17 protein-coding genes and 1 tRNA gene are annotated in these 14,635 nt (G+C 66.0%); 13 read left to right on the top strand and 5 right to left on the bottom strand.

Annotated elements, in window-relative coordinates; translation table 11 throughout:
- Positions 1-64 precede the first annotated feature (64 nt).
- Positions 65-385 carry a thioredoxin gene (gene trxA / locus B0I00_RS04320; protein ID WP_100866079.1) on the top strand — a complete coding sequence of 107 codons (321 nt, stop codon included), beginning with the start codon at positions 65-67 and terminating at the stop codon, positions 383-385.
- Here the strand turns inward: trxA and B0I00_RS04315 are convergent.
- From B0I00_RS04315 to rlmB, 4 genes are read right to left on the bottom strand one after another with little or no spacing between them, the layout of a single operon-like run.
- On the bottom strand, positions 382-1,188 hold the full coding sequence (locus B0I00_RS04315) for an inositol monophosphatase family protein (RefSeq protein WP_232730105.1): 807 nt from the start codon (positions 1,186-1,188) through the stop codon (positions 382-384). The two genes, trxA and B0I00_RS04315, sit on opposite strands and share 4 nt — an antisense overlap.
- A complete protein-coding gene (gene argJ / locus B0I00_RS04310; RefSeq protein WP_100866078.1) occupies positions 1,185-2,411 on the bottom strand; it encodes a bifunctional glutamate N-acetyltransferase/amino-acid acetyltransferase ArgJ in 1,227 nt (408 codons plus the stop codon). The genes B0I00_RS04315 and argJ overlap by 4 nt, the downstream gene beginning before the upstream one ends.
- 58 nt (positions 2,412-2,469) lie before the next feature.
- The gene (locus B0I00_RS04305) at positions 2,470-3,327 is read right to left on the bottom strand and encodes a hypothetical protein (protein WP_232730104.1); all 858 of its coding nucleotides are present in this window, start codon (positions 3,325-3,327) and stop codon (positions 2,470-2,472) included.
- Between the two features lie 21 nt (positions 3,328-3,348).
- Entirely contained in the window at positions 3,349-4,143 is a 795-nt protein-coding gene (rlmB, locus tag B0I00_RS04300; RefSeq protein WP_100866077.1) for a 23S rRNA (guanosine(2251)-2'-O)-methyltransferase RlmB, read from the bottom strand.
- Between the two features lie 161 nt (positions 4,144-4,304).
- Between rlmB and B0I00_RS04295 the strand changes: the two genes are divergently transcribed.
- The 4 genes from B0I00_RS04295 (at position 4,305) to B0I00_RS04280 (ending at position 7,171) form a co-directional block, all read left to right on the top strand.
- A tRNA-Tyr gene (locus tag B0I00_RS04295) sits at positions 4,305-4,390 on the top strand.
- A gap of 43 nt (positions 4,391-4,433) precedes the next feature.
- Entirely contained in the window at positions 4,434-5,564 is a 1,131-nt protein-coding gene (locus B0I00_RS04290; RefSeq protein ID WP_100866076.1) for a beta-ketoacyl-ACP synthase III, read from the top strand.
- A gap of 78 nt (positions 5,565-5,642) precedes the next feature.
- Positions 5,643-6,392 carry a phosphatidylserine decarboxylase gene (locus tag B0I00_RS04285; RefSeq protein ID WP_100866488.1) on the top strand — a complete coding sequence of 250 codons (750 nt, stop codon included), beginning with the start codon at positions 5,643-5,645 and terminating at the stop codon, positions 6,390-6,392.
- Positions 6,389-7,171 (top strand): CDP-alcohol phosphatidyltransferase family protein, encoded by a 783-nt coding sequence (locus B0I00_RS04280; protein ID WP_100866075.1) that lies wholly within the window; start codon positions 6,389-6,391, stop codon positions 7,169-7,171. The genes B0I00_RS04285 and B0I00_RS04280 overlap by 4 nt, the downstream gene beginning before the upstream one ends.
- On the opposite strand, the gene B0I00_RS04275 is transcribed toward B0I00_RS04280, so the two are convergent.
- A complete protein-coding gene (locus B0I00_RS04275; protein ID WP_157812464.1) occupies positions 7,125-7,376 on the bottom strand; it encodes a hypothetical protein in 252 nt (83 codons plus the stop codon). The genes B0I00_RS04280 and B0I00_RS04275 overlap by 47 nt on opposite strands.
- 361 nt (positions 7,377-7,737) lie before the next feature.
- Between B0I00_RS04275 and rpsB the strand changes: the two genes are divergently transcribed.
- The 8 genes from rpsB to rseP all read left to right on the top strand — a co-directional run bounded on the left by rpsB (position 7,738) and on the right by rseP (position 14,633).
- A complete protein-coding gene (gene rpsB, locus B0I00_RS04270; protein ID WP_100866073.1) occupies positions 7,738-8,520 on the top strand; it encodes a 30S ribosomal protein S2 in 783 nt (260 codons plus the stop codon).
- Between the two features lie 79 nt (positions 8,521-8,599).
- Positions 8,600-9,526, top strand: coding sequence for a translation elongation factor Ts (gene tsf, locus B0I00_RS04265; RefSeq protein ID WP_100866072.1), 927 nt, complete (start codon positions 8,600-8,602; stop codon positions 9,524-9,526).
- 125 nt (positions 9,527-9,651) lie between these two features.
- On the top strand, positions 9,652-10,371 hold the full coding sequence (gene pyrH, locus B0I00_RS04260; protein WP_100866071.1) for a UMP kinase: 720 nt from the start codon (positions 9,652-9,654) through the stop codon (positions 10,369-10,371).
- Between the two features lie 2 nt (positions 10,372-10,373).
- On the top strand, positions 10,374-10,931 hold the full coding sequence (frr, locus tag B0I00_RS04255; RefSeq protein ID WP_100866070.1) for a ribosome recycling factor: 558 nt from the start codon (positions 10,374-10,376) through the stop codon (positions 10,929-10,931).
- A gap of 44 nt (positions 10,932-10,975) precedes the next feature.
- Positions 10,976-11,620, top strand: coding sequence for a polyprenyl diphosphate synthase (gene uppS, locus B0I00_RS04250; RefSeq protein ID WP_100866487.1), 645 nt, complete (start codon positions 10,976-10,978; stop codon positions 11,618-11,620).
- On the top strand, positions 11,607-12,365 hold the full coding sequence (locus B0I00_RS04245) for a phosphatidate cytidylyltransferase (protein WP_100866069.1): 759 nt from the start codon (positions 11,607-11,609) through the stop codon (positions 12,363-12,365). The genes uppS and B0I00_RS04245 overlap by 14 nt, the downstream gene beginning before the upstream one ends.
- Positions 12,362-13,516, top strand: a complete 1,155-nt coding sequence (locus B0I00_RS04240) for a 1-deoxy-D-xylulose-5-phosphate reductoisomerase (RefSeq protein WP_100866068.1) — start codon at positions 12,362-12,364, stop codon at positions 13,514-13,516. Before B0I00_RS04245 ends, B0I00_RS04240 begins: the two co-directional genes overlap by 4 nt.
- Positions 13,517-13,520: 4 nt before the next feature.
- Positions 13,521-14,633, top strand: coding sequence for an RIP metalloprotease RseP (rseP, locus tag B0I00_RS04235; RefSeq protein WP_198519130.1), 1,113 nt, complete (start codon positions 13,521-13,523; stop codon positions 14,631-14,633).
- The last annotated feature ends 2 nt before the right edge of the window (positions 14,634-14,635 follow it).

Genomic DNA, 14,635 nt, shown 5'->3' with positions numbered 1-14,635 from the left:
GCGCGGGGCGTTGCCATTGGCGCGCGGCATCCTAGATTGGCGACTACAGACAGGAGATTCCCCCATGGCGACCAAGGCCGTTACCGATTCCAGCTTCGCTGCCGATGTCCTCCAAAGCGACAAGCCGGTGCTCGTCGATTTCTGGGCCGACTGGTGTGGTCCGTGCAAGATGATCGGCCCGGCGCTGGAAGAGATCAGCGACGAACTGTCCGACAAGGTGACCATCGCCAAGGTCGATATCATGGAAAACACCGACACCGCGGCGAAGTACGGCGTGCAGTCGATCCCGCTCATGGTGCTGTTCAAGAACGGCCAGCCGGTCGCGCAGAAGCTGGGCGCCGCGCCGAAGAGTCAGCTCAAGGGTTGGCTGGAAAGCGAACTCTAGAACGCTGCAAGCCGCGCGGCGAGCTGTTCGAACAGGGCCGGACTTGCCGCGCCGATCAGGCCGGGCAGGTGCGCCTCGTCGACGCGGTAGGGGCGGCCGTCCGGTCGTGCGACCATGCCGCCCGCTTCGTTGACGAAGAGAGCGCCAGCCGCATGGTCCCAGGCCAGCGTGCGTTCGAAGATCGACAGGTCGTTCACGCCCAGCGCGATGCGCGGGTACTGTTCGGCGGCGCATCGCGGGATGTCGACCAGCGTATAGTGCGGCGCGATGTGCTGGCGCATGGCTTCGCGCTTGTCTTGATCCATGAACACCAGGGAGACTGCCGCGATCGGCGGTTCCTCGCCCGAAGTCTTCGCGTCGATCCGATCCTCGCCGACGAAGGCGCCGTAGCCCAGATGCGCGTGGCACAGCCGCCCGCCGAGGGGGTCGTAGATCCATCCCGCCTGAGTCACGCCTTTTTCCGATAGCGCGACCATCACCCCGAACGGCGCCTTGCCCGAGGCGAAATTGTTGGTCCCGTCGACCGGGTCGATGATCCAGCACAGGTCATCGCCCAGCCGGTCAAGCAGGGCGGGGTCGGCGCTGGCCGCTTCCTCCCCGACGACGGTCGCCCCGGGCAGGAGGCGGGCGAGCCCCTCGGCCAGGATAACCTCGGCCTCGCGGTCGGCGATCGTGACGAGCTCGTTGCCGCCCTTGTCGATGATCTCGCCCGAGCTCAGCGTGCGGAAGCGCGGCAGGATGGCGCGATCGACGGCCTCGCGGATGACGCGCAGCACGTCGCCGGTCAGGCCCGTCGTGGTCACGAACGGTAGTCCGCGTTTATCGAGATGTAGCCGTGGGTCAGGTCGCAGGTCCACACCGTGGCGCGGCCCTCGCCAAGACCCAGGTCGACCTCGATCGTGATGTCCTGGCCCTTGAGGTGCGCGGCCACCGGCGCCTCGTCGTAATCGGCGAGTGGCAGCCCTTTGCGCGCGCACCAGGTTCCGCCGAAACCGATCGAGAGCGTGTCGCGGTCGGCCGGTTCGCCCGCCTTGCCGACGGCCATAACAACGCGGCCCCAATTGGCGTCCTCTCCGGCGATGGCGGTCTTGACCAGCGGCGAGTTGGCGATGGAGAGGCCTACCTTTCGGGCGCTTTCGTCGCTGGTCGCGCCGGTAACACTAACGGCGATGAACTTCTGCGCGCCTTCGCCGTCGCGCACGACGAGGTGGGCAAGCTGGTGGCAGACGTGGTTGAGGGCCGCGGCAAAGGCATCGGCTCCCGCGCTGTCGAAGCCGGTCAGCGGTGCGTTGCCCGCCTTGCCTGTGGCAAAGGCCAAGACCGTGTCGCTGGTCGACGTGTCGCTGTCGACGGTGATGCAGTTGAAGGTCGCCGCACTCGCCTTGACCAGCAAGTCCTGCAGGAAGCCGGGCGCAATGGCGCAGTCGGTGAAGACGTAGCCCAGCATGGTCGCCATGTCGGGCGCGATCATGCCCGATCCCTTGACGATCGCGCCGAGCGTCACGGTCCGGCCATCGACCACGGCGGTGGCGGTCGCGCCCTTGGCGAAGGTGTCTGTCGTGCCGATGGTGTCGGCGGCATCCTGCCAGGAGCAGGGCGGGGCGATCAACGCGGCGGCAACTCCGGCCCGGGCTTTGTCCTTGGGCAGCGGCACGCCGATCACGCCGGTGGAGGACACGAAGACCTGTTCGCGCGGGCAGGCCAGCCGGGCGGCGACCTGGTCCATGATCGCCTCGACCGCCTCGCGGCCGCGATAGCCGGTGAACGCATTCGAATTTCCGGCGTTGACCACCAGCGCGCGCGCCTTGCCCTGGGCGATATTGGCGCGACCCAGTTCGACCTCGGACGAGCAGCAGACATTGCGGGTGAAGACCCCGGCCACTGCAGTGCCCTCGGCCAGTTCGGCGTAGGTCAGGTCGCAGCGCCCCCAGTCCTTGTAGCCCGCGCGCGCCACGCGCAGCGTTACGCCGGCAATTGGCGGGATCGCGGGAAAGGACCGGGCGAGGGGGGAGACGGCATGGGGCATATGCGGCGGCATAGGACGCCGGGCGATCACGGGCAAGCGCACCTGCCGACGGGCCGAATCAGCGTGTCAGGCGGAGAAGCGCGGTCGGCGCGCTGCCGCTGCGTGGCGTGATCGTCCAGGCCAGCACCTGGCCCGTCGTCCCCGCCCGGGGACCATCCTCGGTGTTGTTGGCCAGGATCTGCCCGTCGGTGGTCAGGGTGAAGGTGCCGTCTAGCTCGGGCAACGGCAGTTTGCCATCCCTGGCCTTGTCCATCGCGGCCATCGCGGCGAGGTTGGACAATCCGCTGCCGCTGCCCGACGATGGGCCGAAACCCGGGGCGTCGACGCGCACCGAGCCGTCGGCGCGGCGGTTGATCACGACGAACGCGTTGGCCATCGGAAACCGTTCGATGGTCGGGAAGGCGAAATCGTGATCGAGCGTCCCCGACAACGCGAAATCGACTTCATATAGGCCGTCGCCCTTGTAGACGACGCTTCTCCAGCCTGCCTGCTTGCGCAGGCGCTCGGCCATTTCCTCGGCCGCGCGCGGGCTGGTCGGGTCGATGCCGCCGAACAGCACCCTGGCTTGCTCGGCGTCCTTCTTCGCCTTATCGGTCCCGGCTTGCTGGCCTGCTTCCCAGTCCTTGCGCTGCTGCGCGATTTCAGCGGGGGTGCATTGGCGCTTGATCGCCTGGTTTTCGGTGCGGCAGGGGGCCGGCTCGAATAAAGCGCTGCCCTTGCGGTCCATCTGCGCGAGTTTCGACAGGCCCAGCATCGAGATCTGTCCCGCATAGGTGAAGCTGAAACGTCCGTCCTTGCGCAGGTCGAGCGTCGAAGTGAACTTGCCGGGGGCAAGCAGGCAGGCGGATAGTAACAGGCTCAACGCTGCGACAATCGCGGCACAGGCGGTGCGTTTCGGCGTCAGCTTGACCGGCACGGATAACCCCCCTCCTGGAAATCAACCTCGCGTTGCAATGGCGTAGAGCGCGATGGCTGCGGCGTTCGATACGTTGAGGCTTTCGACCGTGCGGCTGATCGGCAGCCGGGCGACCGCGTCGCAGTGCTGGGTCACGTTGTGGCGCATCCCTTCGCCCTCGGCGCCGAGCACGAGCGCGACCGGACCGGCGGGCAGGGCTTCCGCCAGGGTGGCGGTGCCTTCCCCGTCGAGGCCGATGCGCCAGTATCCCGCCTCGGCAATGTCCTCGAGCGCGCGCGACAGGTTGACGACGCGGACCCATGGCACGACTTCGAGCGCGCCCGATGCACTTTTCGCGACGGTGCCCGATTCGGGCGGGGCGTGGCGGTCCTGGGTGACGATGGCGCAGGCGCCGAACGCCGCGGCGGAGCGCAGGATCGCGCCGACATTGTGCGGGTCGGTTACCTGGTCGAGTACGACTACAGGGTGGGCCGGATCGCCGTCGAGTACGTCTTCGAGGAACACATCCTCCAGCGCATCGCATTCGAGGACGAGGCCCTGGTGCGGTGCGTCGCGCGCGACGAGCCGCGCCAGATCGGCCGGTTGCGCCCATTCGACCGGAAAATCGGACGGCAGCTCGCCGTCGAGCGAGGCCACGCCCTCGCGCGTCGCCCACAGCTTGCGGTGGTTGCGATCGGGGTTCTTCAGCGCCGCTTCCACGGCGTGGCGGCCCCACAGGCGTACCGCCCCGGTGCTGGCCCGGCCCGAGCCGCGCCCGCCCTGCATTCGTCCTGCTCGGCCGCGCAAGGCCTTCTTTCCTTCGCGTTGGCGGTTCATGTCCGGGGTCCGTGTTGCATCGCCGCTCCCTGCCAGTGCGACGGGTGCGACGCAACTGTTGACAGGGGCAAAGCCTTTCGGCATTGGCGCGCTTCCCTCGGCCGGAGGTTCTCTTCGAGGACCGCACTTTCGGGGCAACCCGTCGCCGGCTTTACTGGTGTGGACAGGTGGCCGAGTGGTTAAAGGCAGCAGACTGTAAATCTGCCCGCGCAAGCGTACGCTAGTTCGAATCTAGCCCTGTCCACCACCCACTCTTGAAGCCGCTGCCCCCCGGGATTAGAGCCGCAGGGATGAGCGACATCATTCCCGTCATTTCCGCGACCGGGCTGTTCACCCCGCCCGACGTCATCACCAACGCCGAACTGGTCGACAGCTTCAACACTTATGTCGAAGCGCACAATGCGGCCAACGCCGCGGCGATCGCGGCTGGCGAAGTGGCGGAATTGGCGCCCAGTTCGGTCGAGTTCATCGAGAAGGCTAGCGGGATCAAGGCGCGCCATGTGATCAGCAAGGCACCGATCCTCGATCCCGACGTCATGGCCCCGCGCTGGGACGAACGACCTAACGACGAAATCTCGGTTCTGGCCGAGATCGGCGTCAAGGCGGCCGAGGACGCGCTGGCCCGCGCCGGGCGTTCACCCGCCGATGTCGATGCGGTGCTCTGCGCGGCGTCCAACATGCAGCGCCCCTATCCGGCCATGGCGATCGAGATCCAGCAGGCACTGGGCATCGACGGCTTCGGCTTCGACATGAACGTGGCCTGCTCCTCGGCGACGTTCGGTATCCAGACCGCCGCGGATTACGTGCGGGCGGGCCACGCTCGCTCGGTGCTGGTGGTCAGCCCCGAAATTTGCTCCGGCCACCTCAACTGGCGCGATCGCGACAGCCATTTCATCTTCGGCGACGTGGCGACTGCGGTACTGGTCGAGGTCAAGGACATCGCCCCGGTCCCGCATTGGGAAATCGTCGGGACCAAGCTCAAGACCGTCTTCTCGAACAACATCCGCAACAACTTCGGCTTTCTGAACCGCGCGAGCCCCGAAACCGCGGGCGCGGCGGACAAGCTGTTCGTCCAGGAAGGGCGCAAGGTGTTCAAGGAGGTCGTGCCGATGGTCGCGACCATGATCGTCGAGGAAGCGCTGAAGCTGGGCATCGACCCTGTCAGCCTGCGCCGCCTGTGGCTGCACCAGGCCAACCAGGGCATGAACCGCCTGATCGCGCAGCGCGTCCTCGGTCACGAAGCAAGCGAGGACGAGAGCCCGACCGTCCTCGACACCTATGGCAACACGTCGAGCGCGGGTTCGATCATCGCATTCCACCTCAACCAGGCCGACCTTGTCGATGGCGACACCGGGCTGATCTGCTCGTTTGGCGCCGGCTATTCGGCCGGGACCGTTTTCGTCCGCAAGGTCGGCGGCTAGGGGCTCAAGGGTCAGCTAATCCTGCAGTGGCGGCACGCAGCGCTTGTGGCGCACCCCCGCACGCCCTAGATGGTGCCCATGTCTGGAGAAATACTCGATAACCGTGGACGCGGGCAGGCCGCCTGGAACTGGCCCAGCATCCACCCCGAAGGCCGCAAGTTCGCACTGATCGCGGCCGCCATATCCGCCTTTTTCGCCTTCATGGCCTGGGAAACCCTGGCCTGGCCCACGGCCGTGCTGGTGCTCTGCATCGCGGCGTTCTTCCGCGACCCGCAGCGGGTCACCCCGCGCGGCGACAACCTTGTCGTGGCGCCGGCGGACGGGCTGATCACCCTGATCACCAAGACCCCGCCGCCGCGCGAGCTGCAGATCGACGATGGCAGCGGCAGCGGCGGAATGGGCGAAGAGGCCGTAACCCGCATCTCGATCTTCATGTCGGTGTTCGACGTCCACATCAATCGCTCGCCCATCGGCGGCACGGTGCGGCGCGTGATCTACATCCCCGGCAAGTACCTCAACGCCGGGCTCGACAAGGCGAGCGAGGAGAACGAGCGCCAGCACATCATGGTCGAACGCGGCGACGGACTGAAGATCGGCTTCACCCAGATCGCGGGCCTCGTGGCCAAGCGGATCGTGCCCTTCGTCAAGCCGGGCGATATGCTGGCGGCCGGCCAGCGCGTCGGTCTGATCCGGTTCGGCAGCCGGGTCGACGTGTATCTTCCCGCCGGTACCGAACCCAAGGTGCTGTTGGGCCAGAAGACCATCGCGGGCGAAACCGTCCTTGCCGAGATCGGGCAGCAGCCGCTGATCGAGGGCGTCTCGCAATGACGCCACGGCGTTTGCCGGGCGGGCTGACCTTGCGGGCGATGGTGCCCAATGCGATTACCGCGGCGGCGCTCTGCGCGGGGCTGACCGGGATCCGCTTTGCCATCACCGGCGAATTCGAGAAGGCGGTCGGCGCCATCATCCTCGCCGGCCTGCTCGACGGGATCGACGGCCGGATCGCCCGCCTGCTCAAGGCGCAATCGCGGTTCGGGGCCGAGCTCGACAGCCTGGCCGACAACGTGTCGTTCGGGGTCGCTCCGGCGCTCGTCCTGTTCATGTGGTCCTTGCAGGACGTGCCGCGCATCGGCTGGTTCGCGGCGCTGGCCTTTGCCGTCAGCATGGCGCTGCGGCTGGCCCGCTTCAACGCCCGTATCGACCTGCCGGACGAGCCGCGTAAAATGGCAGGTTTCCTGACTGGCGTGCCGGCTCCGGTGGGGGCAGGACTTGCATTTCTGCCCATGTACCTCAGCTTCACCTTCCCACAGGAAACGATCCTGCGCGAGCCGCCGGTCGTCGGGGCCTGGCTGGTGATCATTGCCTTGCTGACGATTTCCAGCTTGCCGACGCTCAGCTGGGGGCGGATGCGTCCGCGGCGCAACCTGCGCATGGAAGTCATCCTGTTGGCGGGTATCGTGGCGGGAGCGGCTGCCCTGACCGAACCCTGGTGGACGCTGATCGGGATCTGCGCGGTTTACCTGGCGATCCTGCCGATCGGCATTATGCAGTATGCGCGTGTCAGGCGGCGTCGCGCAGAACCGGTTGATGGACCAGTCGCGCCCTGACCGGCAGGCGGACGATCTTGCCATCGTCAAACGAGGTCACGGTTTCGAACAGCCGTGCCGAAACGGTCAGCGTATCGCTGCACTCCGCGAGGTTGCGCCGGAGAAGCGCAACCTTGGGCGCAGCCGCACGCAGCGCGCCCGCGATAATGGCCAGCGAACCGGCCCCGGCTACGGCAAAGAAAGTGGCAATCGCGAGCGTCAACATAGTCTCGTCCTTCACCGCGCGCCTGTCCGGAACCGTGGGGACAGACTGTTCATACCTTGTGGATAACCCGGGAAAAGGTTAACGGTTCCCTAACGGCTCCATTGCGGCGTTGTTCTCTTTTTGTTCCGATGTTGTCAAGCAGGTTTTTGCCGTGACGGCCGCGCATCCGGGGTGGTGCGCTTTTTTTGCTTCATTTTTTCGCCGCTGGGGGCTAAGGGCGCGCGGTCTGCGAGCGATGGGCCGGTGATCGGTGCATCGTGACAGCAGGCGAATCCACATGGAAAGCACTCATACCGGTGCCGCAGCGGGCCTATCCGCACGGTTCCAGCTTTCCAGAGGCACAACCGGAAGGAAATGAACTATGGCGGCTCCTACCGTCTCCATGCAGCAATTGATCGAGGCCGGCGCGCACTTCGGCCACCAGACCCACCGCTGGAACCCGCGGATGAAGCCGTACATCTTCGGCGCCCGCAACGGAATCCACATCCTCGACCTGTCGCAGACCGTTCCGCTGTTCGCCCGCGCGCTCGACTTCGTCGACGCCACGGTCCGCGCCGGCGGCAAGGTGCTGTTCGTCGGCACCAAGCGCCAGGCCCAGGAACCGATCGCCCAGGCGGCCCGCTCGTGCGGCCAGCACTTCGTCAACCACCGCTGGTTGGGCGGCATGCTGACCAACTGGAAGACCATCAGCCAGTCGATCAAGCGCATGAAGGCGCTGGAAGAGCAGCTGGCCGGTGATACGGCGGGTCTGACCAAGAAGGAAGTGCTCAACCTTACGCGTGAACGCGACAAGCTCGAGCTCTCGCTTGGCGGTATCCGCGACATGGGCGGCATTCCGGACGTGATGTTCGTGATCGACGCCAACAAGGAAGAACTGGCGATCAAGGAAGCCAACGTACTTGGCATCCCGGTCGTCGCGATCCTCGATTCGAACGTTTCGCCCGATGGCATCGCGTTCCCGATCCCGGCCAACGACGATGCCAGCCGCGCCGTGCGCCTGTACTGCGAAGCCGTTGCGGCTGCAGCCACCAAGGGTCACCGCGAAGGCGTGGTCGATTCGGGCGCCGACATCGGCGCAATGGAAGAAGCGCCGGTCGAAGAACTGGCTGCCGCTCCGGCCGAAGAAGCCGCGACCGAAGCCTGAGGCTGACGGTCACGAACATGTAGCGTGCCGGGCTTAAGCGCCCGGCCGCACGTTTCTAGAATTCAGAAGGATAGACGCGATGGCTTACACTGCCACTGACGTGAAGAACCTGCGCGAGCGCACCGGTGCCGGCATGATGGACTGCAAGAAGGCGATGGACGAAACCGGCGGCGACATGGAAGCCGCGGTCGACCTGCTGCGCGCCAAGGGCCTGGCTGCGGTCGCCAAGAAGTCGAGCCGCACCGCGGCCGAGGGCCTGGTCGGCGTGGCCGTTTCGGGAACCAAGGGCGTTGCCGTCGAAGTGAACTCTGAAACCGACTTCGTCGCCAAGAACGACCAGTTCCAGGACTTCGTGCGCAAGACCACCGAAGTCGCGCTTGGCCAGTCGTCGGACGATGTCGACGCCCTCAAGGGTGCGGCCTATCCGGACGGCGGTACGGTCGAGGACAAGCTGACCAACAACGTCGCGACTATCGGTGAAAACCAGCAGGTCCGCCGCATGAAGACCGTTTCGGTCGGCAGCGGCGTGGTGGTGCCCTACATGCACAACGCCGCCGCCCCGAACCTCGGCAAGATCGGCGTGCTCGTCGCCCTCGAATCCGAGGCTGGCGCGGACGTGCTCGAGCCGCTGGGCAAGCAGATCGCCATGCATATCGCCGCGGCCTTCCCGCTGGCGTTGAACGCTGATGGTCTCGACGCCGAGATGATCGCGCGCGAACGCAAGATCGCCGCCGAAAAGGCCGCCGAATCGGGCAAGCCCGCCGACGTGCAGGCCAAGATGGTCGATGGCGCCGTGGCCAAGTTCGCCAAGGACAACGCCCTGCTTAGCCAGGTCTTCGTCATTGACAACAAGACCCCGGTTGCCCAGGTCGTCGAACAGGCCGGCAAGGCTGCTGGCACCAAGATCGAGCTCAAGGACTATGTCCGTTTCCAGCTCGGCGAAGGCATCGAGAAGGCCGAAAGCGACTTTGCGGCCGAAGTGGCTGCGGCCGCCGGCCTCAACTGAGCCTACCCGGAACACTGTCAGGGGCGCGCACGCGGTGCGCGCCCCTTTCGTTTGTGCGGAAGCCTTGGCATCGGCAGGGCTAGGGTATAAGGCCGCTCAAACCCTGAAAAGGCGATCCGTTTCCGATGTCTGCACCCGCCTACAAACGCGTCCTCCTCAAACTTTCCGGCGAAGTGCTGATGGGCAACCAGCAATTCGGGATTGACCCCGAATTCGTCGGTGAACTGGCGAAGGAAGTGAAGGAAGCCAAGGACACCGGCCTCGAAATCTGCCTCGTGATCGGCGGCGGCAACATCTTTCGCGGCATGGCAGGAGCGGCCAAGGGGATGGACCGCGCCCAGGCCGACTACATGGGCATGCTGGCGACAGTCATGAACGCGCTTGCCATGCAGAACGCGCTCGAACAGCTTGGCGTCCCGACCCGGGTTCAATCGGCGATCGAGATGGACAAGGTCTGCGAACCGGTAATCCGTCGCCGCGCCGAACGGCATCTCGAAAAGGGGCGGGTGGTGATCTTCGCCGCCGGGGTCGGCGCGCCCTATTTCACCACTGACAGCGGCGCCGCCCTGCGTGCGGCGGAAATGCAGTGCGATGCCCTCTTCAAGGGCACCTCGGTCGACGGGGTCTATGACAGCGACCCCAAGACGAATTCTTCGGCAAAGCGTTACGAAACAGTCGATTATGACACTGTCTTGGCAGACAATCTGAAGGTGATGGACGCCAGCGCCGTTGCCCTATGCCGCGACAACGCCATTCCCATCGTCGTCTTCTCGATCCGCGAACAGGGCAACCTTGCCAAGGTGCTTCGCGGCGAGGGGACCCAGACCATCGTAAGAAAGGGCTGATCATGGCCAAGTACGACAAGGCCGACCTCGAACGCCGCATGAAGGGCGCTGTCGAAAGCCTCAGGCACGACCTGGGCGGTCTGCGCACCGGGCGCGCCAACACCGCGCTTCTCGATCCGATCACGGTCGAGGTCTATGGCAGCCAGATGCCGTTGAACCAGGTCGCGACCGTCTCGGCGCCGGAACCGCGACTGCTGTCGGTCCAGGTTTGGGACAAGTCGAACGTGACCCCGGTCGAGAAGGCGATCCGCTCTGCAGGCCTCGGGCTCAATCCGATCAACGATGGCAACAACATCCGGCTGCCGATTCCGGACCTTACGGAGGAACGGCGCAAGGAACTGGCGAAGCTCGCCCACCAGTACGCCGAAAAGGCGCGGATCGCGATCCGCAACGTGCGGCGCGACGGGATGGATGCGCTCAAGACCGACGAGAGCAAGAAGGAGATCTCGGAAGACGACCGCAAGCGCGGCGAGACCGAGGTCCAGAAGCTGACCGACGAGATCATCAAGGATGTCGATGCGGTCGCCTCGCACAAGGAACAGGAAATCCTCGGTCGGTGACGCAGCAGCGCGCCCCTGCCGGCGCGCGTCACGTGGCCATCATCATGGATGGCAACGGGCGTTGGGCCAAGAAGCGGCACCTCCCCCGCGCGGTCGGACACCAGCGCGGGGTCGAGTCGGTGCGCGTGCTGGTCCGCGCCGCGCGGGAAATGGGCCTCCAGGCGCTGACTCTCTACGCTTTTTCGACCGAGAACTGGCGCCGTCCAGAAGACGAAGTGTCGGCGCTGTTCGGCCTGCTCAAGCGCTATATCCAGGACGATCTCGAGGAGTTCGTGGAGAACAATGTTCGGCTAAGAATTATCGGCGATTACAGGAAATTGTCCGCCGATCTTGTCGATTTGCTCGACGACGCTCTCACGCGCACTGCGGCGAATGACGGCACCACGCTGGTCGTCGCGTTGAACTACGGATCGCACGACGAGATCGCACGGGCCGCGGCCAAGGCAGCCGAAAAGGGCGCGATTACCGCCGAAACCATTGCAGCCGAACTCGACACAGCCGGCCTCCCGCCGCTTGACCTTCTGATCCGCACTTCAGGTGAAGTGCGGCTGTCAAACTTCCTGCTATGGCAGGTCGCCTATGCCGAGATGTGGTTCACCGACGTGTTGTGGCCCGATTTTTCCCCCGACCACCTGCGCGAAGCCCTAGATGCCTTTGCCAACCGGGAACGCCGCTATGGCGGGCGCTGAGGGCAAGGCATCCGACCTGCCGACACGCGCCCTGTCGGCGCTGGTCATGGTAATCGTCGCCGGTGCCGCCTTATGGGCCGGCGGCGGAACCTGGGCCTTGTTCGTCGCGGCAGTCGCGACCGGCGTCTATTGGGAATGGTCGGGGCTGGTCAAAGGCTTCGCGACCGGGCCGGCCCAGCGGCTCGGCTGGATGGCCGGAGGGTTCGTCTACATCGTCATCGCGGCCACGACGCTTCTCATCCTGCGCCTGGGGCAATACGGCGTCAGCCGGACTTTGCTGATCGTCGGCATCGTCATCGCGATCGATGTCTGCGCCTATTTCAGCGGCCGGACCTTTGGCGGGCCGAAAATCGCGCCCCGGTTGAGCCCGAAGAAGACCTGGGCGGGCCTGATCGGCGGGGCGGCCGGGGCGGCGCTGGTCATTGCCGCCTATGCGACCTGGGCGTCGTGCTACGATCCGTTGTTCGGCCACTGCGAGTTCGAAAGGTTCGGCAAGCACCTTCCGCTCGCCCTGGCCGGCGGGACAGTGGCCGCCATGATCGCCCAGGCAGGAGACTTCTTTGAGAGCTGGATGAAGCGCCGCGCAGGCGTGAAGGATTCGGGCAAGCTGATCCCCGGCCATGGCGGTCTGTTCGACCGTGTCGACGGGTTGATGGCGCTGAACTTCGCGGTTGGGCTGGTCGGCCTGGTCATGCTGGGCGGGCGCGTGCTGAGCGGCGCGCCGTTGCTGCCGGGCGCGCTGTGAGCCGCCGCATTTCCGTCCTCGGTGCGACCGGTTCGATCGGCGCTTCGACGCTCGATCTCGTCGCGCGCCAGCCGGGCGAGTGGCAGGTGGTCGCACTGACCGCCAATTGCCAGGCTGAGGAACTGGCACGGCTGGCCCGCCAGTTCGGCGCGGAACTGGCAGTGGTCGCCGACGAAAGCTGCCTCGGCGAATTGCGCGCTGCACTTGCCGGCAGCGGGATCGAGGCCGCAGGCGGAGCGCAGGCCCTGGTCGATGCCGCGGCGCGACCGACGGACATTACCGTGGCAGCGATCGTCGGCTGCGCGGGCCTTGCCCCGACCATGGCCGCAATCGAGCAGGGCCGCACGGTGGCGTTGGCGAACAAGGAAGCGCTCGTCTCCGCCGGTGACGTGATGAAGGCGGCGGTCGCCCGGGCGGGCGCCACGCTGCTGCCGATGGACAGCGAACACAACGCCATCTTTCAGTGCCTCGCCGGGAACGATCCGGCCCATGTCCGCTCGATCACCCTGACCGCCAGCGGCGGGCCGTTCCGCGACTGGACAGCGGAGCAATTGGCAAAGGCCACGCCGGCCCAGGCGGTGAGGCATCCCAACTGGTCGATGGGCGCGAAGATCAGCGTCGATTCGGCCACGATGTTCAACAAGGGCCTCGAACTGATCGAGGCCTGGCACCTGTTTCCGGTCGGTCTCGATGCGCTGCGCATCGTGGTCCATCCCCAGTCGGTGATCCATTCGATGGTCGAATACCGCGATGGCTCGACCCTGGCGCAGCTCGGTCCGTCCGACATGCGCGTGCCGATCGCCTCGTGCCTCGCCTGGCCCGAACGGATGGATACGCCATGTCCGCCGCTCGACCTGGCGCAGCTCGGCCAAATGACCTTCCGCGCGCCGGACGAGGAGCGCTTTCCCGCAACGAGGCTGGCCCGCCAAGCGGCCGAGGCGGGCGGGGCGGCACCGGCCGTGCTCAACGCCGGCAACGAGATCGCCGTGGCCGCCTTCCTTGATGGACACCTGCCGTTCACCCGCATAGCGGTAATGGTCGAGGAACTGCTGGCGCGCTATGCTCCGCCTCCGGCCGCATCGCTTGACGAGGTCATCGCGATCGATGCCGAGGCGCGGGACTATGCGCGCCGGATGCTGGAGACTGTCTGACCCAATGCAGATGCCCTTTGCCCTGACCGCCGTCCTGGCCTTCGTTCTCGTGCTGGGACCGCTCGTCGTGCTGCACGAACTGGGCCACTATCTGGCCGGGCGCCTGTTCGGCGTGCGGGCCGATGCCTTCTCGGTCGGCTTCGGCAAAGAGCTATGGGGCCGCACCGACAAGCGTGGGACACGGTGGAAGCTGTCGGCGATCCCGCTTGGCGGATACGTCCAGTTCGCGGGCGACATGAACGCGGCCGGCCAGGCCGATCCCGCGCTGCAGGGTGTCGATGCGCAGGCGCTGAAGGGCACGTTCCCCGGCGCCAGGCTGTGGCAGCGGGCGATCATCGTCTTTGCTGGGCCCTTTGCCAACTTCCTGATCGCGGTGGCGATCTTCGCCGCTTTCGCCATGGCCTATGGCGTGCGCGTGACCCCGCCGGTGATTGGCGGTTTCGCGCCGCAATCAGCAGCCCAGGCTGCGGGCCTGCAAGTGGGCGACCGGATCACCGCCATCGACGGCGACCGGGTCGACGATTTCACGCAGATCGCGCGCAAGGTTCTGCTCTATCCGGGCAAGACGATCACCATCGCCGCCGAGCGGCAGGGCAAGCCGATCGTCCTGCCGGTCACCCTGGCCAGCCAGGTCGAAAAGGACGGCTTCGGCGGATCGGCGACCAAGGGCATGCTCGGCATCGCCAGCGTGAAGCCCGAACTGAAGCCGGTCGGCTTCGGCGAGGCGCTGGGCGTGGGGGTTTCGGATTCGGTCGCCGCGATCAAGATGACGGCGATCGGCCTCGGTCAGATCATCACCGGCGATCGCTCGACCAAGGAGATGGGCGGGCCGGTCAAGATCGCGCAGTATTCGGGGCAAACCATGTCACTCGGATGGGCCGCGATGGTGCTTTTTGCGGCCACGATTTCAATTAATTTGGCATTCATCAACCTGCTGCCAATTCCGGTCTTAGACGGCGGGCACCTGGCGATGTATGCCGCGGAAGCAGTCCGCCGCAAACCGCTGGACGCGCGCAGTCAGGAATGGGCGTTCCGCGCCGGTCTGGCCTTCGTGCTGGCCCTGGTTCTGTTCGTCACCTTCAACGATCTCGCCTCGCTGTCCGGCATCGGCAGCTAGGG

It is taken from the genome of Novosphingobium kunmingense (assembly GCF_002813245.1).
Lineage (GTDB): Bacteria > Pseudomonadota > Alphaproteobacteria > Sphingomonadales > Sphingomonadaceae > Novosphingobium > Novosphingobium kunmingense.
The sequence above is the reverse complement of the archived record's forward strand: the minus strand, read 5'-3'. Positions and strand labels throughout refer to the sequence as shown.

What these genes read in the sequence shown, in the direction of transcription:
- trxA (WP_100866079.1), top strand. Translation starts at nt 65, where the DNA reads ATGGCGACCAAGGCCGTTACCGATTCCAGCTTCGCTGCCGATGTCCTC.
- argJ (WP_100866078.1), bottom strand. Translation starts at nt 2,411, where the DNA reads ATGCCCCATGCCGTCTCCCCCCTCGCCCGGTCCTTTCCCGCGATCCCG.
- rlmB (WP_100866077.1), bottom strand. Translation starts at nt 4,143, where the DNA reads ATGAACCGCCAACGCGAAGGAAAGAAGGCCTTGCGCGGCCGAGCAGGA.
- B0I00_RS04290 (WP_100866076.1), top strand. Translation starts at nt 4,434, where the DNA reads ATGAGCGACATCATTCCCGTCATTTCCGCGACCGGGCTGTTCACCCCG.
- B0I00_RS04285 (WP_100866488.1), top strand. Translation starts at nt 5,643, where the DNA reads ATGTCTGGAGAAATACTCGATAACCGTGGACGCGGGCAGGCCGCCTGG.
- B0I00_RS04280 (WP_100866075.1), top strand. Translation starts at nt 6,389, where the DNA reads ATGACGCCACGGCGTTTGCCGGGCGGGCTGACCTTGCGGGCGATGGTG.
- B0I00_RS04275 (WP_157812464.1), bottom strand. Translation starts at nt 7,376, where the DNA reads ATGTTGACGCTCGCGATTGCCACTTTCTTTGCCGTAGCCGGGGCCGGT.
- rpsB (WP_100866073.1), top strand. Translation starts at nt 7,738, where the DNA reads ATGGCGGCTCCTACCGTCTCCATGCAGCAATTGATCGAGGCCGGCGCG.
- tsf (WP_100866072.1), top strand. Translation starts at nt 8,600, where the DNA reads ATGGCTTACACTGCCACTGACGTGAAGAACCTGCGCGAGCGCACCGGT.
- pyrH (WP_100866071.1), top strand. Translation starts at nt 9,652, where the DNA reads ATGTCTGCACCCGCCTACAAACGCGTCCTCCTCAAACTTTCCGGCGAA.
- frr (WP_100866070.1), top strand. Translation starts at nt 10,374, where the DNA reads ATGGCCAAGTACGACAAGGCCGACCTCGAACGCCGCATGAAGGGCGCT.
- uppS (WP_100866487.1), top strand. Translation starts at nt 10,976, where the DNA reads ATGGATGGCAACGGGCGTTGGGCCAAGAAGCGGCACCTCCCCCGCGCG.
- B0I00_RS04245 (WP_100866069.1), top strand. Translation starts at nt 11,607, where the DNA reads ATGGCGGGCGCTGAGGGCAAGGCATCCGACCTGCCGACACGCGCCCTG.
- rseP (WP_198519130.1), top strand. Translation starts at nt 13,521, where the DNA reads ATGCAGATGCCCTTTGCCCTGACCGCCGTCCTGGCCTTCGTTCTCGTG.